Source organism: Amycolatopsis alkalitolerans (genome assembly GCF_006152065.1).
In the GTDB taxonomy this organism is placed as follows: Bacteria; Actinomycetota; Actinomycetes; order Mycobacteriales; family Pseudonocardiaceae; genus Amycolatopsis_E; species Amycolatopsis_E alkalitolerans.
In genome coordinates, this window is sequence record NZ_VDFW01000054.1 from 1 (window position 1) to 20998 (window position 20998).

Genomic DNA, 20998 nt, shown 5'->3' on the forward strand with positions numbered 1-20998 from the left:
TCATTGTCAGACACGCAGGCGCCACACAGACCCACTTGACATCAACTCGCAAGCCCTAACTACGCGGCATTGCCGCTAGTCCCGGCGGAAGTGCCGCGTGAGCGCACCGTCGTGGATTGTTTCCAGGTGGGTCCGGAAACCCAGCCGTTTGGCCACGTTGAGCGACGGCTGGTTGCCGACGCTCACGCTGATCTGGACCGGATATCGCGGCAGCACCCGGTCCGCCCAGTCGATCATCGCCAGCGACATCTCCGTCGCGTAGCCCTTGCCCCACGCCTCGGGCAGGAACCGGTAGTAGAGGTTCAGGACGTCCTCGCCGCCGAACCTGCGCAACTGCAGCCCGCCGATGCCGATCACCTGCCGGCTCGCCAGTTCGACGACGGGCAGGTAGCAGAACCCGTCGATGCGCCAGTCCCGCAGCCACAGGTCGAACTTCCGGTTGGTGTGCTCGGCATCCGGCGGGTCGGGGTTGTGGGCGTTCGTCCGCGGGTCGGTCTGGATCCGGACGACCGTTTCGCGGTCGGCCTCGGCGAGGCGGCGCAGCAGGAGCCGCTCGGTGCGGATGTCGGCGAACTCGACGGTCACCCCGCGACGCTACTGGGAAAGTCCGACACAATGCGGCACTATGGCCGATCTTCCGCTCCTCCTGCTGCACGCGTTCCCCGTCGACGCCCGGATGTGGAACCCGGTGCGCGAACCGCTGGCCGCCCGCGGCCGCCTGATCACGCCGGACCAGCGCGGGCTCGGCCGCACGCCGTTGCCCGGCACCGAGCGCGCGCCCAGCCTCGAAGACGCCGCGCGGGATGTCGTCGCCTTGCTGGACAAACTGGAGCTGGGCAAGGTCGTGCTCGGCGGCTGCTCGATGGGTGGCTACGTGACGATGGCGGTGCTGCGCCTGGCGCCCGAGCGGGTCGGCGGGCTTGTGCTGGTGGACACCAGGGCGAGCGCGGACACCCCCGAAGCCGCCGGGAACCGCGAACGCGTGGCTTCCCGCGCCGAGACCGAGGGTGTCGCGGGCTGGCTTGCCGAGTCGATGCTGCCGAACCTGCTGTCGGAACGGGCGCGTACCGAGCAGCCCGGCGTCGCGGAGACCGTCCGTGACCTGATCGACGGGCAGCCGGCCTCCGGCGTCGCGTGGGCCTCGCGCGCGATGGCGGTTCGTCCGGATTCGATGGACGTGCTCGCCGCGGCCGACGTGCCGGCGCTGGTCGTGGTCGGTGCGGAGGACAGCCTGACCCCGCCGGAGGACGCGCGGGCGATGGCGCGGGTGCTGCCCAAGGCCGAACTCGCGGTGCTGCCCGGCGCCGGGCATCTCACGCCGCTCGAAGCCCCGGAAGCGCTGGCGGAGACGATCCTCAACTGGTGGCGCTGAAATACGCTTCGGCGGCGGCCTTCGCCTCGGCGAAGCGGTCGGGAAAACGGCGTGCGACGACGAACCGCCAGCAGACGCCGAGCAGCTTGCGCAGCCGGACGTACTCCTCGACGCCGTCGGCGTTTCCGGGATAGGCCGCACGTGCGGCGGGGTCGAGGCAGGCGAGATCCCAGGCGATCGGGCCGCGCCACGAGTCCTCGAAGTCGAGCCATCGCGGACCGTGCTCGGTCAGCGCCAGGTTTCCGGCGTGCGCGTCCCCGTGCAGCGGCTGCGAGGGTAGCTCGGGCAGCCCGGCGATGGCGTGCTCGACGGCTTCGTGCACCCGCTCGTCCTCGACGTGGTCCAGGGCCCGCCGCAGGTCCCCGGCCGGCCCGGCCGCACCGAGATCGCCCGGGTACTCGCGCAGCGCGGCGTGGAGGTCGTGCAGCAGGGCGGCCACTTCCGCGGGCGCGAAGGGGTGCCCGGGCTCGAGACGTGTGAAAGGCCACATCGTCACCGCGAGACCGTGCGAAAGGTGCGGACCGGGCTCTTCGAACGGCGGAATGACCGGTGCGCCCCGTTCCGCGAGGAAGGCCGACAATGCGACGTCGTGCGCCATCCAGTCGGCGACCGCGGGGCGCAGGAGCCGCGTCGTCGCTGGTACCCGGGCTACCACCGGGCCCAGTCTGACCAGCACGTTCGATCGCCGCGAGAGCACTTCCGGGGCGTCGGTGGGCAGTCCCAGCCGCCGTCCGACATCGAGCGCCGCGTCAAGAGCGGACGCCACGAAGGCGTCTTCCATCGCGTGATGTTCCCAGCCGGTGCACAGCACTGTAGGAGGCGCGGGATACGATCCGTTCGGCTGCCGAGGCGGCCGCGACACACACCGAGGTTACTTGGAGGCACGAGTGACAGCCGTAGCCCCGCAGCCGATCGCGACGCGGCCGTATCCGGCGCGAGAGACGGTGAAGGGTTCGTTCCTGCTGCGGTTGTTCCGCACGACGGACCACAAGCAGATCGGCATCATGTATCTGGTCACGTCGTTCGCCTTCTTCATGGTCGGCGGCGCGATGGCGATGCTGATCCGCACCGAGCTGGCTCGCCCAGGGCAGCAGTTCCTCTCGAACGAGCAGTACAACCAGCTGTTCACCATGCACGGCACGATCATGCTGCTGCTGTACGCGACCCCGATCCTGTTCGGGTTCGCGAACTTCATCATGCCGCTGCAGATCGGTTCGCCGGACGTGGCGTTCCCCCGGCTCAACGCGTTCTCGTACTGGCTGTACCTGTTCGGCGGCGTCATCGTGGTGTCCGGCTTCCTGACGCCGGGTGGTGCCGCCGACTTCGGCTGGTTCGCCTACACGCCGCTGTCGGACGCGATCCACTCGCCCGGTGTCGGGGCCGACATGTGGATCGCCGGCCTGGTCGTTTCCGGTCTCGGCACGATCCTCGGCGCGGTCAACATGATCACCACGATCGTCTGCCTGCGCGCGCCCGGGATGACCATGTACCGGATGCCCATCTTCACCTGGAACATCCTGGTCACCTCGATCCTCATCCTGCTGGCGTTCCCGATCCTGACCGCCGCGCTGCTGGGCCTGATCGCCGACCGGCATCTCGGTGCCCACCTGTTCGACCCCGCCAACGGCGGCGTGATCCTGTGGCAGCACCTGTTCTGGTTCTTCGGCCATCCCGAGGTGTATATCGTCGCGCTGCCGTTCTTCGGCATCGTGTCGGAGATCTTCCCGGTCTTCTCGCGCAAGCCGCTCTTCGGCTACAAGAGCCTGGTCTGGGCGACGCTGGGGATCGCGGCGCTGTCGGTCGCGGTGTGGGCGCACCACATGTACGCGACCGGCGCGGTGCTGCTGCCCTTCTTCTCGTTCATGACCTTCCTGATCGCGGTGCCGACCGGCGTCAAGTTCTTCAACTGGGTCGGCACCATGTGGAAGGGGCACCTCACCTTCGAGACGCCGATGATCTTCTCCATCGGCTTCCTGGTGACCTTCCTCTTCGGCGGTCTGACCGGCATCCTGCTCGCCGCACCCGCGATCGACTTCCACGTGTCGGACTCGTATTTCGTGGTGGCGCACTTCCACTACGTGCTCTACGGCACGATCGTGTTCGCCACCTTCGCCGGGATCTACTTCTGGTTCCCCAAGATCACCGGCCGGATGATGGACGAGAAGCTGGGCAAGCTCCACTTCTGGACCACGTTCATCGGCTTCCACACCACGTTCCTGGTGCAGCACTGGCTCGGCGCCGAAGGCATGCCCCGCCGCTACGCCGACTACCTGCCCACCGACGGGTTCACCACGCTGAACACGATCTCCACGATCGGCGCGTACATCCTCGGCGCCTCCACGCTGCCGTTCATCTACAACATCTTCAAGTCCTACCGCTACGGCGAAATCGTCACGGTCGACGACCCGTGGGGCTACGGCAACTCGCTCGAATGGGCCACCACCTGCCCACCGCCGCGGCACAACTTCACCGAGATGCCGCGGATCCGGTCCGAACGCCCGGCGTTCGAGCTGCACTACCCGCACATGGTCGAGCGGCTGCGCAACGAGGGCGAGATCACCTTCACCGGTAAGCCGAAGCTGGAGGGCGGGCACGACGCGCCGTCCCAGGTGCTGACCCAGGCGATCTTCCCCGGTGACCACGGCAAGGACAACGCGGCCGAGCAATGACCGAGCTGACGCCTGTCCTGATCACGACCACCGGCCCGGACAAACCTGGCGTCACCTCAGTCCTGTTCGCCGCGCTCACCCGGCACGGGGTCGACCTGCTCGACGTCGAGCAGGTCGTCATCCGCGGGCAGCTGGTCCTGGGCGTGCTGGTGGGCGTAGAGCACGATCCGGAAGGGTTGCAGGAGGCCGTCGAGCAGGCCATGGCGACGGTCGACATGAACGTCGAAGTGCGCGTCGGCCAGGCCATCGGCGAGGATCCGTTCGCGCCGGGGCGCCAGGGCTCGACGCACGTCGCCGTGATCCTCGGCAGGCCGCTCACCGCGCGCGCGTTCACCGACGTGGCCCGGCGGCTCGCGGCACTCGGCGCGAACATCGACGCGATCCGCCGGATCGCGGACTACCCGGTGACCGGCCTCGAACTGCACCTGTCGGTCCCCGCCGACACCGAGCAGTCCGATGTCGAGCTGCGGTCCGTGCTCGCCGACGTGGCTTCGAGTGGCGGTCTGGACATCGCGGTCGAGCGCGCCGGACTCGAGCGGCGGGCGAAGCGGCTCATCGTGTTCGACGTGGACTCGACGCTCGTGCAGGGCGAGGTCATCGAGATGCTGGCCGCGCACGCCGGGGTCGAGCCGGAAGTCCGCGAGATCACCGAAGCCGCGATGCGCGGGGAGCTGAACTTCACCGAGTCCCTCGAGCGTCGTGTCGGCCTGCTCGCGGGCCTGCCGGAGACGGTGCTCGACGAGATCGCGGACGCGATCGCCCTCACCCCCGGCGCGCGGACCACCGTCCGCACGCTCAAACGGCTCGGCTTCCGGTGCGGGGTCGTCTCCGGCGGGTTCACCAGGATCATCGACCGGATCGTCCGGGACCTCGGGCTCGACTTCGCGGCCGCGAACGAGTTGGAGGTCGTCGACGGTGCGCTGACCGGTCGCGTCCTCGGCGAAGTCATCGACAGGGCGGGCAAGGCGACCGCGCTGCGGCGGTTCGCGGGGGAGTACGGCGTCCCGCTCGCGCAGTGCGTCGCGGTCGGCGACGGCGCGAACGACATCGACATGCTGCGTGCGGCCGGGATGGGTGTCGCGTTCAACGCCAAGCCCGCGCTGCGCGAGGTCGCCGACACCGCGTTGTCGTATCCGTACCTGGACGCCGTGCTGTTCGTGCTCGGCGTGACGCGAGCCGAGGTCGAGGCGGCCGACGCGGCCGACGGGCTCGAACTCGTCCGTCCATGAACATCCTCGAGCCGCTGGCCGCCCGCTATGCCGGATGGCTCGGGCTGCCCGCGGAGGAGACCGCGCTCCCGGAGGCCTCGCCCGGGGAAGTCCGCGCGATGCCGGTCATCCTGCACCTGGAGAAGGCCGTCCCGCCCGGGCGCACCGCCCTGCTGGAGGCGGCCGCGAGCGCGGCGGTGGCTGTGTGCCTTGACGAGCGTGCGCAGCCGGGCGGCGAATGGCACGAACCGGTCCGAGACTGGGTCTCCGGGCACATCCGCAAGGTCACGCGCCGGGCGCGGGGCACGCACTGGCAGGTGGCGCAGGAGTTTCCGGGCGTGACGGTGACCGTCGACGGCGCCGAGGTCCGTGCCCTCGTGCCGGGTCGCGTGGTGGACGTGCCGAAGGAGATCGCGCGGCTGCAGATCCAGGGCAGCGACCTGCCGCCCGACGAGCCGCCGCCCGCGCCGGACGACCTTCCGTTGCTGCTGCTCAACCCCGAGGTTTCGATGACCGTCGGCAAGGCCGCGGCCCAGGTCGGCCACGGCACGATGATCCTGGCCGCGCTGCTGGGCGCGGACGAGCTGTCCGCGTGGGCCCGGCGCGGTTACGCCTGCGCGGTCCGGACGCCGGCCGTGGCCCAGTGGAAGCAGCTCCACCCAGGTGGAGACCCGGCGGGCGCGTGGCGTTCGCGGCGGGTGGTGGCCGTGCGGGACGCCGGGTTCACCGAGGTCGAACCGGGCACGGTGACGGTCCTCGCGCAGTACCGGTAGCCGGGAACATCGCGGCCCCGCCCGCGGTTCCGCCCACGGAAGGGAGTCGTCATGGGTCTCGAAGTACAGCGCACGGGCGAGCACGAGTTCGTCGGGCGCAACGACCGGGGCGCCGAAGTTCGCATCGGCCGCAAGGGGGCCGAGGGCGTGTTCGCACCGGCGGAACTCCTGCAGATCGCCGCGGCGGGCTGCTCGGCCGTCACCGCCGAGAACCTGATCACGCGGCGGGTCGGGGAGGATTCGAAGTTCCGGGTGGACGTTGCGGCGGACCGCCGCGAGGGCGCTTCGGAGCTGGACGCCGTGCACGTCAAGTTCGACGTCGACGTGTCGAGCCTGGCCGAGGACGACCGTGCGGCCCTCGCGGTCGCGGTGGACCGGGCGATCGACAGGCTGTGCACCGTCAGCCGCACCCTCAAGAAGGGCATCCCGGTGACGGAGGACTTCCCGACGGCCTGAAAAGGCTGCTAGTGTTTCGTGATCTTGTTGTCTTTGCGCGCGGGTGTGTTTGTTCGCCAGGGTGCTGAGTTGGCCGTTGGTGTCGCTGAGTTGGCTCGGGGCGTTATCGAGTTGGCCGGCCGCTGTCGCCGGGGGCACAGTCAGCGACCGGACCTGCCAACTCGACACCGCAGCGGACAAACCCACCGACCCTATGGGCAAACACGGCAACGTAAACCGGACAGGATCACACGACACTAGTTCGTTTCGGCGGCTTTCCAGACGACGTACGCCTCGTCCGCGTCGGTGGTCATCGCTTCGACGAACTTGTCGTTGTCGAAACCGGGAAGGCTCTGCAGGCGTTCGATGAGAGCGTCGGCGGCCGGGTCACCGCTCGGGACGGCCGTGCCGGTGCCGTTGGCGCCGGCGAGCATCAAGAACACGTCCTCGTTCCACGGACCTTCGGGGATGACCCTGACCACCACCGCGGACAGCTCCGCCCAGGTGACCGACTCCTCGCTCCCGTCGGCGAGCTGGCGGCGCACCCCGATGTCGTCGACACTGACCATCCGCGATTTCGCGCGAGGTGAGTCTTGGGACACGGTGCTCCTACTGTGCTGATCGTTACGTCCGGTTTACCGTAGCGCCGCCTTCGCCGCGCCTTCAGGCGGGGGCGGCCGCGTCCAGCCTGCGCAGCGCCGCTCGCGTCACCTCCGGGTCGGTCGTCGGCCAGAACGGCGGTAGCGAGGCCTTCAGGAAGCCCGCGTACCGCGCCGTCGCGAGCCGCGAGTCGAGCACCGCCACGACGCCTTTGTCCGCGACCGAGCGATGCAGCCGGCCGGTGCCCTGGGCCAGCAGCAGCGCCGCATGCGTCGCCGCGACGGTAAGGAAACCGTTGCCGCCACGGGCTTCCACGGCCCGTTGCCGCGCCGAGGACACCGGATCGTCCGGGCGGGGGAACGGGATCCGGTCCACGATCACCAGCTGCAGCGAGGGCCCCGGCACGTCCACGCCCTGCCACAGCGACAGCGTGCCGAACAGGCAGGTGCGCGCGTCCTCGGCGAACTGGCCCACCAGCAGCGAAGTGCTGTCCTCGCCCTGGCACAGGATCGGATGCCCGACCTTGTCGCGCAGCTCCTCGGCCGCCTGCTTCGCCGCGCGCATCGACGAGAACAGGCCCAGCGTGCGCCCGCCTGCGGCGTCGATCAGCTCCGCGATCTCGGCCAATGTGGACGGTTGGAGCCCGTCGCGGCCGGGGGCGGGCAGGTGCTTGGCGACGTACAGGATCCCGTTGTGGCGGTGGTCGAACGGTGAACCCACGTCCAGCCCGGTCCACTTCAGCTCTTCGTCGTCCGCGGGTGGCGCCTTGTCGGTGGCCGTGCCTTCGGCCTTTTCGGCCCTGGCCTGCGCGGGTGGCAGGCCCCATTGGCGTGCGAGCGTGTCGAACGCGCCGCCGAGGGTCAGCGTCGCGGAGGTCAGCACCGTCGTGGTCGTGCCGAACACGCGCTCCCGCAACAGGCCCGCGACCGACAGCGGGGCGACGTGCAGCGACGGCGGCCGGTTGCTCATGCCGTAGCGGTCCGCCGACAGCCACACCACGTCGCGCTGATGCGCCGCGTCCTCGTCGAAGGCCTCCAGTAGCCGGGCCGCGGTGTCGTGCACCTCTTCCAGCTGCGATCGCGCGAGCCTGCGGGCCGTCGCTTCGTCGACGTCCTCCTTGCGGTCGCTCCCGAGCGCCGAGATGCACGCGTGCGCGGCGTCGCGGACCGCGGTCACCGCGCCGCCGAGCGCCTTCGGCAGCGTGTCCATCCGGCCCGGCGGCAGATCCTCGATGATCATCGCCAGGCCCTCGCTGGACTCCTGCAACCGGTCGGCGATATCGGCGTCGATGAGCTTCCCGCAGCGGCGCACCGCGATCGCGACGGCCGAGGCGGTCAGCTCGCCGGTGGCCACCGACGTCACCCTGTCCACCAGCTCATGCGCCTCGTCAACGATCACCAGATCGTGCTCGGGCAGCACCTGGTAGCCCTGCAACGCGTCGATCGCGAGCAGCGCGTGGTTGGTGACCACGACATCCGCCCGCCCGGCCTGCGCACGAGCCTGCTCGGCGAAGCAGTCGGTGCCGATCGGGCAGCGGGAGACGCCCAGGCATTCCCTCGCGGACACCGAAACCTGGCGCCAGGCCTGCTCGGACACCCCGGGCACGAGCTCGTCGCGGTCACCGGTTTCGGTGTCGGAGCCCCATTCCCGCAGGCGCCCGACCTCCTTGCCCAGCCGCGACACGGCGAACGGGTCGAAGAGGCCGGGATCCTCGGGCTCCTCGGGCGCGCCGGAATCGAGCCGGTGCAGGCACAGATAGTTCCTGCGTCCCTTGAGGATCGCGAAGGAGGGCTCGTGGCCCAGCGGCTTCTTCAGCGCCTTCGCGAGGCGTGGCAGGTCTCGATCGACCAGTTGGCGCTGCAGCGCGATGGTCGCCGTCGAGACCACCACCGTGGTGTCCTTCGCGATCGCGTGCCGGATGGCGGGCACCAGGTACGCCAGCGACTTGCCGGTACCGGTACCGGCCTGCACCGCGAGATGCTCTCCCGTGCGCAGCGCGCGCCCGACCGCCTCGGCCATCTCGACCTGCCCTTGCCGTTCCGCGCCGCCGAGCGCCTCCACGGCATGGGTGAGGAGCTCGTTGACACCGGGCAGGTCGCGGGAGGAGGGCACGAGAACAAACGGTACCGGCACCGGCTGACGGAAACCGGCGCGGTGCCGGAAGGCAAGATCCACTCTTCCGGGTGGTCCGCGTTGTGCCGGGCCCAGGTCCCCGCCACCGTGGCCGGAGCAGCAGAGGCGGATCGAGAGGAGTCACCCATGGCACGGGTGAAGGCAGTCTTGGCGGCGGCGCTGTGCCTGGCCGCCGTCCCGGCGACGGCGCACGCGCAGCAGGCACAGACGGGGACCGGCGCCGGTTCGGTCGGGGCCGTGAACGTCACGGTCGGCGGGCAGCCGACCCACGCCGACCCGATCGCGGCCTGCGCGCTCGGCGGGACCGAGCGGAACCGGAACGATCCGGTCGTGTACGGCGACACGAGCTACGGCCTCGGCGAAACCAGTTGCACGCGTAACCAGGACGGAACCGTCGCGGTGCAGGTGAGCGGGGCGCGCTTCGAGACCGCCGTGCTGCGGCGGTACGGTGGGCCGCTGATCAGCGTGCGGACCTTCACCGCCGGCTGCACCACGACCGCGACCGGCAGCAACGGGTCGATGGAGGTCGGCAGGGTCACCGGGTTCACCGTCCCGCCGACCATCGAGCCGAACTACACGGTCACCATTCCCGGGCGGGCCGCCGGCGACCCGCCGCTGGCCGAGGTCGTGCTCAACGAGCTGATCGTGCCCACCCCCGCGGACGGCAGCCTCGTCACGAACGCCGTGCACATCAAGCTTTTCCCGCAGGGCGGCCCCGCTTCCGGCGACATCCTGGTCGGCACCGCGGCCTGCGACCCGTTCGGCGCTCAGGCGAGCCAGGTCAGCGCGCGGCCGGCCGGCTCGGTGAAGCCGAGCGACCGGTAGAGCGGCTCGGCGTCGGGGCTCGCGTGCAGATCGATCTTCGCGACCCCGGCGCGTCGCAGCCACGCCAGCAGCGCCTCCATGGTGGCCCGCGCGCAGCCGCGCCGCCGGTGTGCCCGGTCGGTCGCCACGTTCGCGACGTAGCCCACCTGGCTCGACGGGTGCACCGCGCCGACCAGGTGCTCGTTGAGCCAGCCGATCGCGCAGGCGGCGAGCCCGGCACCCCCGGCGTCGACGACGAAGGCCGCGAACCGGGTGCGGTCGGCCAGGCGTGCGGCGAAATGCTCGGTGTTCCGGCGCCGCCACGCGTCGTCGAAGCGGCCCGGGTCGCGGCCCATCCCCTCGAACATCACCACGCGCAGACGGGTCAGCTCGGCAGCGTCGGCCGGATCCGCGCGCCGCACCTCGATCTTGTCCATACGCCGGATCGTGCCACCGGCGCCCGGCGAGGTCAGACGAATTTCCCCGCCAGCGCGGCAAGCCGGGACGCGCGCCGGGTGAGCTCGTCGAGCCGCCCGCCGCAGAGGGCGTCGCCGATGAGCGGGCCGGCCGCCGCGACCGCGAAGGCGCCCGCGCCCAGGTACCCCTCGACTTCGTCCATCGTGACGCCGCCGGTCGGCACCAGCGGGATCTCCGGCAGCGGAGCGCGCACCGCCCGCAGGTAGCCGACCCCGCCCACCGGCCCGATCGGGAACACCTTCACCACCGCCGCGCCGCGCCGCCACGCGGCGTCGATCTCCGTCGGGGTCAGCGCCCCGCACACCACGGGCAGCCCGTACTGCTGGGCCCGGTCGAGCACGCCGGCCGAGAACGTGGGCGTCACCAGGAAGTCCACCCCGGCCGCGGCGCAGTTGTCCACATCGGACACCGTGCGCACGCTGCCCGCGCCGACCATCGTGTCCGGGCCCAGTTCGCGGAGCAGCTGCCCGATCGCGTCGAGCGCGCCCGGCGTGGTCAGGGCGGCCTCGATCACGCGGATGCCGGCGTCGTAGAGCACCTGTGCCACGTCGGCGAAGTACTCGGCGTCCTCGGCGCGCAGGATCGCGATCACCTTGCTCGCCGCGAGCCGCTCGCGGAAACGGATGTTGTGCTTCTTCAGCGCGGCGCGCATCAGCTCTCCGCTCCGGTGAGCTCGACTCCGGCCGCGCGCAGGTCGTCCTTCGCCTTGCCGATGGTTTCCGGCGAGACCCCGGCCGTCAGGTCGAGCAGGACGCGCGTGGTGAATCCCGCCCTGGCGGCGTCGAGCGCGGTCGCGCGGACGCAGTAGTCGGTCGCGATGCCGACCACGTCCACGGTCGTCACGTCGCGGGCGCGCAGCCAGCCGGCGAGTTCCTCGCCGGACTCGGTGTGGCCCTCGAAACCCGAATAGCCGTCGCTGTACTGGCCCTTGGAGAACACCGCCGAGATCGGGCCGACGTCCAGCGCGGGATGGAAGGACGCGCCCGCCGTCCCGGCCTCGCAGTGCCGCGGCCACGACCGCACGAAATCGGGTTCGTCGCTGAAATGCGCGCCCGGATCGATGTGGTAGTCGCGCGTCGCGACGACGTGGTCGTAGCCGCCGGCGGCGAGGTGCCGGGTAATCTTCGCGGCGGTGTCCGCGCCGCCGTCCACCCCGAGCGAACCGCCTTCACAGAAGTCGTTCTGCACGTCCACCACGATCAGTGCGCTGCTCATTTCTCCTCCTGGACGAACACGGTGGGGATCGCGGGTTCGCCGTGGGACAGCTTCAGTCCCTCCCACGGCAGGCTGACCAGGCAGTACCGCAGGCGCTCGCGCGCGTCGTCGAGGGTGGGCAGATCGTCGGCCGGCTGCCCGCCGTTCATCAGCGGGATCTGCAGTGGACGGTCGTACGGGCCCATCTCGACCTCGCATCGCGTCGGGTACACGATCTCCTCGAGCGCCGTGCCGGTCGGCTTGTGCCGCCGCAGCGCGCTCTTGCGGCCGCCGCGCGAAGCCTTGTTCTCGCTGCGCTTGGCGACCGGGCTGCCATCGACCTCGACGAGCTTGTAGACCATGCCCGCCGTCGGCGCGCCGGAACCGGTGACCACCGAGGTGCCGACCCCGTACGCATCGACCGGTTCGGCGCGCAGCGCGGCGATCGCGTGCTCGTCGAGATCGCCGGAGACGACTATGCGGGTGTCGCGCGCGCCGAGCGAGTCCAGCTGTTCGCGGGCCTTGCGGGCGAGCACGCCGACGTCACCGGAGTCGATCCGGATCGCGCCGAGTTCGGGACCCGCGACCCGCACGGCCGTTTCGATACCGCGGGTGATGTCGTAGGTGTCCACCAGCAACGTGGTGTCCGTGCCCATCTTCGCGACCTGGGCGCGGAACGCGTCCTCCTCGCTGTCGTGCAGCAGCATGAACGCGTGCGCGACGGTGCCGCGGGTGGGAATGCCGTAGCGGCGGCCGGCTTCGAGATTGGACGTCGTGGCGAATCCGCCGATGTACGCGGCCCGCGCGGCGGCGACGGCCGCGTACTCATGCGTGCGCCGCCCGCCCATCTCGATGATCGGCCGGCCGTGCGCGGCCGCGGACATCCGTGCCGCGGCCGAGGCGATCGCGCTGTCGTGGTTCAGGATCGACAGCACCAGGGTTTCCAGCACGACGGCTTCGTTGAAGCTCGCGCGGACGGTCAGCACGGGGGAGCCCGGGAAGTACAGCTCACCTTCGGGGTAGCCCTCGATGTCGCCGGTGAACTCGTAGTCGGCGAGCCACGCGAGCGTGGCGTCGTCGACGACCGCGGTGGCGGCGAGCTGAGCGATTTCGGCGTCGGTGAACCGGAAGTCGGCGATCGCGTCCAGGACACGGCCGGTGCCCGCGACGACGCCGTAGCGGCGCCCGTCGGGCAGGCGGCGGGCGAACACCTCGAACACGCATTGCCGGTCGCCGGCCCCGTCGGCAAGCGCGCTGCCGAGCATGGTGAGCTCGTAGTGATCGGTGAGCAGTGCCGTGCTGCCCTGTGTCTCAGGCGATGCCATGGGGTCAGCCTATGAGGTGGGCGCGTGATCACCCGAACGGACCGACCGCCCGGTCACATGGTGCCGGATCCGTGACACCATGTCGGTATGACCACGCCTGTCGATGCCGAACAGACGCAGGTTGAGCCAGCCGGGGCCGAAGCGGCCGCCGAGGACAGACCGTGGCAGACCGTCGTCTGGAACGACCCGGTCAACCTGATGTCGTACGTGACGTACGTGTTCCAGAAGCTGTTCGGGTACAGCCGGGACCACGCCACGAAGCTGATGCTGGACGTGCATCACAAGGGCCGGGCGATCGTGTCGTCCGGGTCCAAGGAGAAGGTCGAAGCCGACGTGACGAGACTCCACGCCGCGGGGCTGTGGGCGACGATGGAGCAGGTGTGAAGGCCTGGAAACGCCGGGGCGGCCTGGTACTCGCCGGGTTCGAGCAGCAGGAGGCCGCCGTGCTGCGGGGTCTGGTGAGCCAGCTCGAGGACATGCTGCAGGCGCGCGCCGAGGAGGCCCCGCAGGATCCGCTCGCGGAGCTGACGGGGATCAAGACCGGCCCCTCGGAGTCGCCGAACGATCCGGTGCTTTCCCGGCTGCTGCCCGACTACCACCGCCTCGACCCGGACAACCCCACCAAGGAGGACCTCGACTCGGCGGGCGCGCTGCGCTCGATCCACGAGCCGGAACTGGTCGAGGCGAAGGTCGGGGTGGCCCAGGTCGTGATGGAGACGCTGCCGCGCGACGGCGGGAACGTGCGGCTGTCCGTCGAGCAGGCGGACGCGTGGCTGTCCGCGCTCAACGATGTCCGGCTCGCGCTGGGCACCGCGCTCGACGTCACCGAGGACATGCCCGACGACCTGCCCGAGGACGATCCCCGCGCGCCGCATCTCGGCGTCTATCAGTGGCTCACCTACGTGCAGGAGAGCCTGGTCGAGGCGTTGACGGCGTGATCACCGACGTACCGGGGGTGCTCGTCGGTCACCATGAGCGCGTCGAGCCCGGCTGGGCGAGCGGGACCACCGTCGTCTTGGTGCCCGACGGCGCGACCGGGGCGGTCGATCAGCGCGGTGGCGCGCCGGGCACGCGCGAGACGGATCTGCTGCTGCCGGAGAACCTCGTCCAGCGGGCGAACGCGGTATGCCTGTCCGGCGGCAGTGCGTACGGACTGGCGGCGGCGGATGGCGTGATGCGCTGGCTGGCCGAGCGCAATCACGGGGTCCGGGTCGGCGCGGCGCCGCACGAGGTGGTGCCGATCGTGCCAGCGGCGGTGATCTTCGACTTGCCGCGCAGCGACTGGGGCAACCGCCCGGACGCCGCTTTCGGGTACGCCGCTTGCGAAGCGGCCACGGCGGGCCCGGTCGCGCAGGGCTGCGTCGGGGCGGGTGCCGGCGCCCAGGTCGGGTCGCTCAAGGGCGGAGTCGGCAGTGCCAGCGAGGCGCTGGACGGCTACACGGTCGGCGCGCTCGCGGTGGTGAACGCCGCAGGTGAGGCGGTCTCGTTCGACACCGGCCTGCCGTTCGCGGCCGATCACGGCGACTTCGGGGTGGCCTGGCCGGACCGGCCAGGGGAGAAACCCTCGTCCGAGCGGACGATGCTCAACACGACGATTGGTGTGGTCGCGGTCGACGCCGCTTTGTCGAAGGCGGAATGCCGCCGGCTCGCGGTCGCCGCCCAGGACGGCGTGGCCCGTGCCGTCCGGCCCGCGCACACCATGTTCGACGGGGACACGGTCTTCACGCTCGCGACCGGTGCCCGCGAGCTGCCCTCCGACGAGCGTGCCCGGGTGATCGCGCTCGACGCGCTGTGCGCGGCCGCGGCCCGCGTCTTCGCCCGCGCGATGGTGCACGGTCTGCTCGCCGCCGAGAAGACGGCCGGCGTTCCGGCCTACCGCGACATCTGGCCAGAAGCCGTCGAGTCCTGAGGTACCGCGTCTCACTCTGTGAACGCGTGATGTCCGGCCCGTAAGATGATGGACGTGCTTCGGATCCGCCGTGAACTCGTTGACGAGATCGTCGCGCACGCCCGCCGGGACCATCCGGACGAGGCGTGCGGGGTGATCGCGGGTCCTGAGGGCTCCGACCGGCCCGTTCGGTTCATCCCGATGCTCAACGCGGCGCGCTCGCCGACGTTCTACGAGTTCGACTCGACGGACCTGCTCAAGCTCTACCGCGAGATGGACGCCAACGACGAGGTCCCCGTCGTGATCTACCATTCGCACACCGCCACCGAGGCCTACCCGTCGCGCACCGACGTGTCCTACGCCTCCGAGCCCGACGCCCACTACGTGCTGGTCTCCACGCGGGAACCCGCGGAGCACGAGTTCCGCTCGTACCGGATCGTCGACGGCGTGATCACCGAGGAGCCCGTGGAGATCGCCGAACCGGAATAACGCGACCGTCCCGAACGTCTGCCCTTTCAGAACCCAAGCGGAGGTAACCGACCATGGCCGTGACCGTGTCCATCCCGACCATCCTGCGTACGCATACCGGCGGTGAGAAGTCCGTCGAGGCGGCGGGCAAGACGGTGCTCGAGGTGATCGACGACGTCGAGTCCCGGCACGGCGGTCTCAAGGCCCGCCTGGTCAAGGAGGACAAGCTGCACCGCTTCGTGAACGTTTACGTCAACGACGAGGACGTGCGCTTCGCCGGCGGCCTGGACGCCGAGGTCGCCGATGGCGACACCGTGACGATCCTGCCCGCCGTGGCCGGCGGCGCGCGGCGCTAAGCCGATGGCCCGCTTCGAATCCCTGCTCGACGCGCTCGGCGGCACGCCGCTGGTGGGTCTGCCCAGGCTGTCCCCGTCGCGCGACGTGCGGTTGTGGGCGAAGCTCGAGGACCGCAACCCCACCGGCTCGGTCAAGGACCGGCCCGCGCTGGCGATGATCGAGGCGGCCGAACGCGACGGCACGCTCCGCCGGGGCTCGACCATCCTCGAACCGACGTCCGGCAACACCGGGATCTCGCTGGCGATGGCCGCCAAGCTCAAGGGCTACGGGCTGGTCTGCGTGATGCCGGAGAACACCTCGGCCGAGCGCAAGCAGTTGTTGCAGGCTTACGGCGCGCGGATCGTGTTCTCGCCCGCGGCCGGCGGCTCGAACGAGGCCGTGCGCCGCGCGAAGGAACTGGCGGAGCAGAACCCGGACTGGGTGATGCTGTACCAGTACGGCAACCCCGCGAACGCCGACGCGCACTACCAGACCACCGGGCCCGAGCTGCTGAAGGACCTGCCGACGGTGACGCATTTCGTGGGCGGCCTCGGCACGACCGGCACGCTGGTGGGGGTGGGCCGGTACCTGCACGAACAGAAGCCCGACGTGCAGATCATCGCCGCCGAGCCGCGGTACGGCGAGCTGGTGTACGGCCTGCGGAACCTCGACGAGGGGTTCGTGCCGGAGCTTTACGACGCGAGCGTGCTCAACGGCCGGTTCTCGGTCGGCGCGTATGACGCGGTCCGCCGCACCCGGGAGCTGCTGGAGCACGAAGGCATCTTCGCCGGGATCTCGACCGGCGCGGTGCTGCACGCGGCGCTCGGCGTCGCGGAGAGGGTGGCTGCCCGGGGCGAATCCGCCGACGTGGCGTTCATCGTGGCGGACGCGGGCTGGAAGTACCTGTCAACGGGCGCGTACAGCGGCACCCTGGACGAGGCCGCCGCGCGCCTGGACGGCCAACTCTGGGCTTGATGCGGTGCCGTGAGGGACCCCCTCATGCCCTTTTGGGCTGTGAGGGGGTCCCTCACGGCGTCTCAGGCCGCGGAGGACGAGACGATGTCGTCCGCCAGCGGGGCGATGGCGCCGATGATCGTGTCCACCGTCGGCTGCGGCACGCCGGCCGCGCTCAGCGCCTCGACCAGGTACTTGGCGACCAGGTTGAAATGCTCCTGGCCGATCCCGCGGCCCCGGTGCACGTCCTTCATCGACCGCCCGCGGTACTCGTCCGGACCGCCCAGCGCCGCGGCGAAGAACTCGACCTGCATGCCCTTCAGGCGCGGCATGGTGGTGCCGGTGAAGAACACCGCCAGCGCCGGATCCGCCAGCACCCGGTCATAGAAATCGTCGACGACGGCGATCAGGGCTTCCTGACCGCCGATCTCCTCATAGATACTCGGCAAGGTTTCCTCCGATCCGTGGTGGAAGCCTCCCCAGGGAATCGAGGAGCTGTTTCGGCGAGGTAAGAGCCACATCAACGCCGGGCAACCGAAAGCTCACCGTGCGTCGCGCGCGATTTCAGGGTTTTCACCCGAGGCCGGCGTCGGCGTGGGTCCGTACCGTGGAAACATGAGCACGCCCACCGCCCCCACGGAACCCGCCAAGCGGATCATTCCCGTGAAGTACAAGTCCGCGGGCATCGTGGTGCTCGCGTTCACCGCTCTGCTGTACCTCGTCGAGCTCGTCGACGGCGTCCTGCACCACAGCCTCGACGACGACGGAGTCATCCCGCGGACGCTGTCGGGGCTCGACGGCATCGTGTGGGCGCCGGTCCTGCACGGCAGCTGGGCGCATCTGTTCGGCAACACGATCCCGGTCGTGGTCTTCGGGTTCCTCGCGATGGCGTCGGGCATCGCCCGCTGGGTCGGCGTCACCGCGCTGATCTGGGTGGTCAGCGGCCTGGGCGTATGGCTGACCGGTGACAGCGGGACCTCGACGATCGGTGCCTCGGGCCTCGCCTTCGGCTGGCTCGCGTACCTGCTGGTGCGGGGCATTTTCAACCGGTCGTTCGGGCAGCTCGCCGTCGCCGCGGTCCTGCTGCTGATCTGGGGCGGCACGCTGTGGGGCCTGCTCCCCGGCAACACCGGCATCTCGTGGCAGGCGCACGTGTTCGGCGCGCTCGGTGGCATCCTGGCCGCCTGGTTCACCGCGAGGGCGGACCGGGCGAGGTCGCGCAAGAACGCGGTTCCCGCCGACCCGGCACCCGGCGTCTAGCCTGGGCGGTGTGATCAGTCGCGACGCCCCGGTCGGCGTTTTCGATTCCGGCGTCGGCGGGTTGACCGTCGCGCGCGCGATCCTCGAACAGCTCCCGCATGAACAGCTGCGCTACGTCGGAGACACCGCGCACAACCCGTACGGTCCGCTTCCCATCGCCCGCGTGCGCGAGCTGGCGCTGAACGCGCTGGACGAGCTGGTCGCGGGCGGTGTCAAGGCGCTGGTGATCGCGTGCAACACCGCCTCGGCCGCGAGCCTGCGTGACGCGCGTGAACGCTACGACCTGCCCGTCGTGGAGGTGGTCCTCCCCGCTGTGAGGCGTGCCGTCTCGGCCACGCACACCGGCCGGATCGGCGTGATCGGCACCGAGGGGACAGTTCGCTCCCGCGCGTACGACGACGCGTTCGCCGCCGCCCGCGACACGAGCGTGACGAGCATCGCCTGCCCGCGTTTCGTCGACTTCGTCGAGCGGGGCATCACCTCCGGGCGCCAGATTCTGGGCCTGGCACAGGGATATCTGGAACCGTTGCTGCGCGCGGAGGTCGACACGCTTGTGCTCGGCTGCACGCACTACCCGCTGCTGACCGGTGTGCTCCAGATCGTCATGGGCCCGGACGTGACGCTCGTGTCCAGCGCCGAGGAAACGGCGAAGGACCTGGTACGCGTCCTCACGGAGCAGGACCTGCTCTCCGAGCGCGAAGACCCGCCGGAACACGAGTTCATCGCGACCGGCTCGCCGGAGCCCTTCGCCCGGCTGGCCCAGCGGTTCATGGGCTTCGCGCCCGGCGTCCTTTCGCCGGTCACGCGCTGACGTGGCAGGGTGTCGATCGTGCGACTGACGATTCTGGGCTGTTCAGGCAGCATCCCGGGGCCAGGGAAGGCCGCGTCGGGCTACCTCGTCGAGGCCGGCGGCTTCCTGCTGGCCCTGGACTTCGGCAATGGCACGTTCGCCGAACTGCAGGCGCGGCACGACCCGTTCGACCTGGGCGCGCTCGTGCTGTCGCATCTGCACCCGGATCATTGCGCTGATTTCGGCGCGCTGGCCGTGCTGCGTCGCTATCATCCGCATCCACCGCATGACGTCCACGCGCGGCGGCTCCCGGTGTACGCGCCCGAGAACGCCCCGGCGCGGCTGGCGAAGGCGTACGCGCCCAACGACGCCGAGCTCGCCGAAACGGATCTTTCGGACGTTTTCTCATTTCGTTCATTGACCGGAGGGAGCCGGATCGGCCCGTTCGAACTGTGCGCGGTCCCGGTGAACCATCCGACCGAGGCCTTCGGCGTGCGGATCAGTCACGGCGGCCGGACGCTGGCGTACACGGGCGACACCGGCCAGTGCGACAGCCTCGACGAGCTCGCCCGCGGTGTCGACGTCCTGCTCGCCGAGGCGACCTGGACCGACGCGCCCGATCGGCCCGAGGGCGTGCACCTTTCCGGGAAGCAGGCCGGTGCGCTGGCCCGTCGAGCGGGCGCCGGGCGGTTGCTGTTGACGCATGTGGCGCCGTGGACCGACCGGATGACGATTCTCGCCGAGGCGAAGGCGGAGTTTCCCGACACGAGGCTCGTCGAGCAGAGCGCGACGTACGACGTCTAGTCTGCACGCGTGGCACGTAAAGACGGTAGGAACGACGACGAGCTCCGCGAAGTGAAGATCACGCGCGGATTCCAGGACTGGCCCGCCGGGTCGGTGCTGATCGAGTTCGGCAGAACGCGGGTGCTGTGCGCCGCGAGCGTGACCGAAGGTGTGCCGCGGTGGCGGGCCGGGTCCGGGCTGGGCTGGGTCACGGCGGAGTACGCGATGCTGCCCTCAGCCACCCACGACCGCAGCGACCGCGAGTCGGTCAAGGGGCGCATCGGCGGGCGCACGCACGAGATCAGCCGGCTGATCGGCCGTTCGCTGCGGGCCTGCATCGACCTGTCCGCGCTGGGGGAGAACACGATCCAGCTCGACTGCGACGTCATCCAGGCCGACGGGGGCACCCGCACGGCCGCGATCACGGGTGGCTACGTCGCACTGCACGACGCCGTCACCTGGCTCGGCGCCGCCGGCCGGCTCGCCGACCCGAAACCGCTGTCGGCGATGGTCTCGGCGATCAGCGTCGGCGTGGTCGACGGCCGGGTGCGGCTGGACCTGCCGTACGAGGAGGATTCGCGCGCGGAGGTGGATCTGAACGTCGTCGCGACCGACGCCGGCACGCTCATCGAGGTGCAGGGCACGGGCGAGGGCGCGACCTTCACGCGGTCCACTTTGGACAAGATGCTGGATCTCGCGCTCGCGGGCTGCGAAGAGCTCACCCGCAAGCAGACGGCCGCGCTCGACGAGCCGTACCCGGGCGAGTTGCCCGACCCGCCAACCGGGAAGAAGCCGAAGGGCGCGAAGTGACACGGCTGCTGCTGGCCACGCGCAACGCGAAGAAGCTGGACGAGCTGCGCCGGATCCTTGCCGCGGAAGGTGTTTCGGGCATCGAGGTGGTCGGTCTCGCGGACGTCGAGGAGTTTGCCGAGGCTCCGGAAACCGGGGCGACCTTCGAGGAGAACGCGCTCGCGAAGGCGCGTGACGCCGCCGCGGCGACGGGCCTGCCTTCGGTCGCGGACGATTCCGGGATCGCCGTCGATGCGCTGAACGGGATGCCCGGTGTGCTGTCCGCGCGCTGGGCTGGTCGCCATGGCGATGACTGGGCGAACCTGGAACTGGTATTGGCCCAGACCGCCGACACCCCCGACGAGCGCATGGGCGCGGCGTTCGTCTGCGCCGCGGCGCTGGTCGTCCCGGGCGAGGAGGGAGTCGTGGTGCGAGGGGAGTGGCGTGGCACGCTGACCCGGAAACCCCGTGGCACCAACGGTTTCGGCTACGACCCGATCTTCGTCCCGGACGGCGGGGCCCGTACCTCGGCCGAACTCGACCCGGCCGAGAAGGACGCCGTCTCCCACCGGGGCCGCGCCCTGCGGGCACTCCTCCCGCACCTCCGCGCCTTGCCTTGACGGCGTGTTGGCCCGCCACGTCGCCGTGTTGGCCCGCCACGTCGCCCGGACGGGCAAACACGGGCTCAGGTGGGGATGGAGAGGTCTTTGAGGAGTTTGGCGACGTGGCCGGTGGCGCGG

At 70.5% G+C, this 20998-nt stretch carries 26 protein-coding genes; 17 read left to right on the forward strand and 9 right to left on the reverse strand.

Annotated elements, in window-relative coordinates:
- Positions 1-75 precede the first annotated feature (75 nt).
- The gene (locus tag FG385_RS32685) at positions 76-585 is read right to left on the reverse strand and encodes a GNAT family N-acetyltransferase (protein WP_139100678.1); all 510 of its coding nucleotides are present in this window, start codon (positions 583-585) and stop codon (positions 76-78) included.
- Positions 586-625: 40 nt separating this feature from the next.
- On the opposite strand from FG385_RS32685, the gene FG385_RS32690 reads away from it, so the two are divergent.
- Entirely contained in the window at positions 626-1372 is a 747-nt protein-coding gene (locus tag FG385_RS32690) for an alpha/beta fold hydrolase (RefSeq protein ID WP_139100679.1), read from the forward strand.
- Here FG385_RS32690 and FG385_RS32695 read toward each other — a convergent pair.
- Entirely contained in the window at positions 1356-2153 is a 798-nt protein-coding gene (locus tag FG385_RS32695) for a phosphotransferase family protein (protein ID WP_139100680.1), read from the reverse strand. The genes FG385_RS32690 and FG385_RS32695 overlap by 17 nt on opposite strands.
- Before the next feature lie 106 nt (positions 2154-2259).
- Between FG385_RS32695 and ctaD the strand changes: the two genes are divergently transcribed.
- Genes ctaD through FG385_RS32715 form a run of 4 tightly spaced genes read left to right on the forward strand, consistent with a single transcriptional unit; the run spans position 2260 to position 6478 of the window.
- On the forward strand, positions 2260-4041 hold the full coding sequence (ctaD, locus tag FG385_RS32700) for an aa3-type cytochrome oxidase subunit I (protein ID WP_139100681.1): 1782 nt from the start codon (positions 2260-2262) through the stop codon (positions 4039-4041).
- A complete protein-coding gene (serB, locus tag FG385_RS32705) occupies positions 4038-5270 on the forward strand; it encodes a phosphoserine phosphatase SerB (RefSeq protein WP_139100682.1) in 1233 nt (410 codons plus the stop codon). Before ctaD ends, serB begins: the two co-directional genes overlap by 4 nt.
- Positions 5267-6022, forward strand: coding sequence for a peptidyl-tRNA hydrolase (locus FG385_RS32710; RefSeq protein ID WP_139100683.1), 756 nt, complete (start codon positions 5267-5269; stop codon positions 6020-6022). Before serB ends, FG385_RS32710 begins: the two co-directional genes overlap by 4 nt.
- Positions 6023-6073: 51 nt before the next feature.
- Positions 6074-6478 carry an OsmC family protein gene (locus FG385_RS32715; protein WP_139100684.1) on the forward strand — a complete coding sequence of 135 codons (405 nt, stop codon included), beginning with the start codon at positions 6074-6076 and terminating at the stop codon, positions 6476-6478.
- Between the two features lie 236 nt (positions 6479-6714).
- Here FG385_RS32715 and FG385_RS32720 read toward each other — a convergent pair whose 3' ends face one another.
- Positions 6715-7059 carry a hypothetical protein gene (locus FG385_RS32720; protein ID WP_139100685.1) on the reverse strand — a complete coding sequence of 115 codons (345 nt, stop codon included), beginning with the start codon at positions 7057-7059 and terminating at the stop codon, positions 6715-6717.
- Positions 7060-7120: 61 nt separating this feature from the next.
- Positions 7121-9169: an ATP-dependent DNA helicase gene (locus FG385_RS32725; protein WP_139100686.1), complete on the reverse strand. Its 2049-nt coding sequence runs from the start codon at positions 9167-9169 to the stop codon at positions 7121-7123.
- 147 nt (positions 9170-9316) lie between these two features.
- On the opposite strand from FG385_RS32725, the gene FG385_RS32730 reads away from it, so the two are divergent.
- Positions 9317-10015: a choice-of-anchor P family protein gene (locus tag FG385_RS32730; RefSeq protein WP_139100687.1), complete on the forward strand. Its 699-nt coding sequence runs from the start codon at positions 9317-9319 to the stop codon at positions 10013-10015.
- Here FG385_RS32730 and FG385_RS32735 read toward each other — a convergent pair.
- From FG385_RS32735 to FG385_RS32750, 4 genes are read right to left on the reverse strand one after another with little or no spacing between them, the layout of a single operon-like run.
- The gene (locus FG385_RS32735) at positions 9958-10431 is read right to left on the reverse strand and encodes a GNAT family N-acetyltransferase (protein WP_139100688.1); all 474 of its coding nucleotides are present in this window, start codon (positions 10429-10431) and stop codon (positions 9958-9960) included. The genes FG385_RS32730 and FG385_RS32735 overlap by 58 nt on opposite strands.
- A gap of 32 nt (positions 10432-10463) precedes the next feature.
- The gene (locus tag FG385_RS32740; RefSeq protein WP_139100689.1) at positions 10464-11123 is read right to left on the reverse strand and encodes a bifunctional 4-hydroxy-2-oxoglutarate aldolase/2-dehydro-3-deoxy-phosphogluconate aldolase; all 660 of its coding nucleotides are present in this window, start codon (positions 11121-11123) and stop codon (positions 10464-10466) included.
- Positions 11123-11686: a nicotinamidase gene (locus FG385_RS32745; RefSeq protein WP_139100690.1), complete on the reverse strand. Its 564-nt coding sequence runs from the start codon at positions 11684-11686 to the stop codon at positions 11123-11125. Before FG385_RS32745 ends, FG385_RS32740 begins: the two co-directional genes overlap by 1 nt.
- The gene (locus tag FG385_RS32750; RefSeq protein ID WP_139100691.1) at positions 11683-12990 is read right to left on the reverse strand and encodes a nicotinate phosphoribosyltransferase; all 1308 of its coding nucleotides are present in this window, start codon (positions 12988-12990) and stop codon (positions 11683-11685) included. The genes FG385_RS32745 and FG385_RS32750 overlap by 4 nt, the downstream gene beginning before the upstream one ends.
- A gap of 87 nt (positions 12991-13077) precedes the next feature.
- Between FG385_RS32750 and clpS the strand changes: the two genes are divergently transcribed.
- The 6 genes from clpS to FG385_RS32780 are packed head-to-tail and all read left to right on the forward strand — an operon-like array spanning position 13078 to position 16657.
- Positions 13078-13374, forward strand: a complete 297-nt coding sequence (gene clpS / locus FG385_RS32755) for an ATP-dependent Clp protease adapter ClpS (RefSeq protein ID WP_139100692.1) — start codon at positions 13078-13080, stop codon at positions 13372-13374.
- Entirely contained in the window at positions 13371-13928 is a 558-nt protein-coding gene (locus FG385_RS32760) for a DUF2017 domain-containing protein (protein WP_139100693.1), read from the forward strand. The genes clpS and FG385_RS32760 overlap by 4 nt, the downstream gene beginning before the upstream one ends.
- Complete coding sequence (locus FG385_RS32765; protein WP_139100694.1) at positions 13925-14899, forward strand: P1 family peptidase; 975 nt, start codon at positions 13925-13927, stop codon at positions 14897-14899. Before FG385_RS32760 ends, FG385_RS32765 begins: the two co-directional genes overlap by 4 nt.
- Positions 14900-14944: 45 nt before the next feature.
- Positions 14945-15367 carry a M67 family metallopeptidase gene (locus FG385_RS32770; protein ID WP_200834767.1) on the forward strand — a complete coding sequence of 141 codons (423 nt, stop codon included), beginning with the start codon at positions 14945-14947 and terminating at the stop codon, positions 15365-15367.
- Between the two features lie 53 nt (positions 15368-15420).
- Positions 15421-15702, forward strand: coding sequence for a MoaD/ThiS family protein (locus FG385_RS32775; RefSeq protein ID WP_139100696.1), 282 nt, complete (start codon positions 15421-15423; stop codon positions 15700-15702).
- Positions 15703-15706: 4 nt separating this feature from the next.
- Complete coding sequence (locus FG385_RS32780; protein WP_139100697.1) at positions 15707-16657, forward strand: PLP-dependent cysteine synthase family protein; 951 nt, start codon at positions 15707-15709, stop codon at positions 16655-16657.
- Positions 16658-16719: 62 nt separating this feature from the next.
- On the opposite strand, the gene FG385_RS32785 is transcribed toward FG385_RS32780, so the two are convergent.
- On the reverse strand, positions 16720-17085 hold the full coding sequence (locus tag FG385_RS32785; protein WP_139100698.1) for a group I truncated hemoglobin: 366 nt from the start codon (positions 17083-17085) through the stop codon (positions 16720-16722).
- Positions 17086-17251: 166 nt separating this feature from the next.
- Here FG385_RS32785 and FG385_RS32790 point away from each other — a divergent pair, with 166 nt between their 5' ends.
- The 5 genes from FG385_RS32790 to rdgB are packed head-to-tail and all read left to right on the forward strand — an operon-like array spanning position 17252 to position 20878.
- Positions 17252-17896 (forward strand): rhomboid family intramembrane serine protease, encoded by a 645-nt coding sequence (locus FG385_RS32790; RefSeq protein ID WP_139100699.1) that lies wholly within the window; start codon positions 17252-17254, stop codon positions 17894-17896.
- Positions 17897-17906: 10 nt separating this feature from the next.
- Complete coding sequence (gene murI, locus FG385_RS32795) at positions 17907-18707, forward strand: glutamate racemase (RefSeq protein ID WP_139100700.1); 801 nt, start codon at positions 17907-17909, stop codon at positions 18705-18707.
- Between the two features lie 18 nt (positions 18708-18725).
- On the forward strand, positions 18726-19490 hold the full coding sequence (locus FG385_RS32800; RefSeq protein ID WP_139100701.1) for an MBL fold metallo-hydrolase: 765 nt from the start codon (positions 18726-18728) through the stop codon (positions 19488-19490).
- A 9-nt stretch (positions 19491-19499) separates the two neighbouring features.
- Complete coding sequence (gene rph / locus FG385_RS32805) at positions 19500-20279, forward strand: ribonuclease PH (RefSeq protein ID WP_139100702.1); 780 nt, start codon at positions 19500-19502, stop codon at positions 20277-20279.
- Positions 20276-20878 (forward strand): RdgB/HAM1 family non-canonical purine NTP pyrophosphatase, encoded by a 603-nt coding sequence (gene rdgB / locus FG385_RS32810; RefSeq protein ID WP_139100703.1) that lies wholly within the window; start codon positions 20276-20278, stop codon positions 20876-20878. The genes rph and rdgB overlap by 4 nt, the downstream gene beginning before the upstream one ends.
- The last annotated feature ends 120 nt before the right edge of the window (positions 20879-20998 follow it).

Bases quoted from the DNA above. Each gene is read 5' to 3' on its own strand.
- FG385_RS32745 (WP_139100690.1), bottom strand. From the start codon at position 11,686: ATGAGCAGCGCACTGATCGTGGTGGACGTGCAGAACGACTTCTGTGAA.
- FG385_RS32740 (WP_139100689.1), bottom strand. From the start codon at position 11,123: ATGCGCGCCGCGCTGAAGAAGCACAACATCCGTTTCCGCGAGCGGCTC.
- FG385_RS32770 (WP_200834767.1), top strand. From the start codon at position 14,945: ATGATGGACGTGCTTCGGATCCGCCGTGAACTCGTTGACGAGATCGTC.
- FG385_RS32735 (WP_139100688.1), bottom strand. From the start codon at position 10,431: ATGGACAAGATCGAGGTGCGGCGCGCGGATCCGGCCGACGCTGCCGAG.
- FG385_RS32780 (WP_139100697.1), top strand. From the start codon at position 15,707: ATGGCCCGCTTCGAATCCCTGCTCGACGCGCTCGGCGGCACGCCGCTG.
- FG385_RS32775 (WP_139100696.1), top strand. From the start codon at position 15,421: ATGGCCGTGACCGTGTCCATCCCGACCATCCTGCGTACGCATACCGGC.
- FG385_RS32730 (WP_139100687.1), top strand. From the start codon at position 9,317: ATGGCACGGGTGAAGGCAGTCTTGGCGGCGGCGCTGTGCCTGGCCGCC.
- FG385_RS32790 (WP_139100699.1), top strand. From the start codon at position 17,252: ATGAGCACGCCCACCGCCCCCACGGAACCCGCCAAGCGGATCATTCCC.
- FG385_RS32695 (WP_139100680.1), bottom strand. From the start codon at position 2,153: ATGGAAGACGCCTTCGTGGCGTCCGCTCTTGACGCGGCGCTCGATGTC.
- FG385_RS32715 (WP_139100684.1), top strand. From the start codon at position 6,074: ATGGGTCTCGAAGTACAGCGCACGGGCGAGCACGAGTTCGTCGGGCGC.
- FG385_RS32750 (WP_139100691.1), bottom strand. From the start codon at position 12,990: ATGGCATCGCCTGAGACACAGGGCAGCACGGCACTGCTCACCGATCAC.
- FG385_RS32690 (WP_139100679.1), top strand. From the start codon at position 626: ATGGCCGATCTTCCGCTCCTCCTGCTGCACGCGTTCCCCGTCGACGCC.
- clpS (WP_139100692.1), top strand. From the start codon at position 13,078: ATGACCACGCCTGTCGATGCCGAACAGACGCAGGTTGAGCCAGCCGGG.
- FG385_RS32710 (WP_139100683.1), top strand. From the start codon at position 5,267: ATGAACATCCTCGAGCCGCTGGCCGCCCGCTATGCCGGATGGCTCGGG.
- serB (WP_139100682.1), top strand. From the start codon at position 4,038: ATGACCGAGCTGACGCCTGTCCTGATCACGACCACCGGCCCGGACAAA.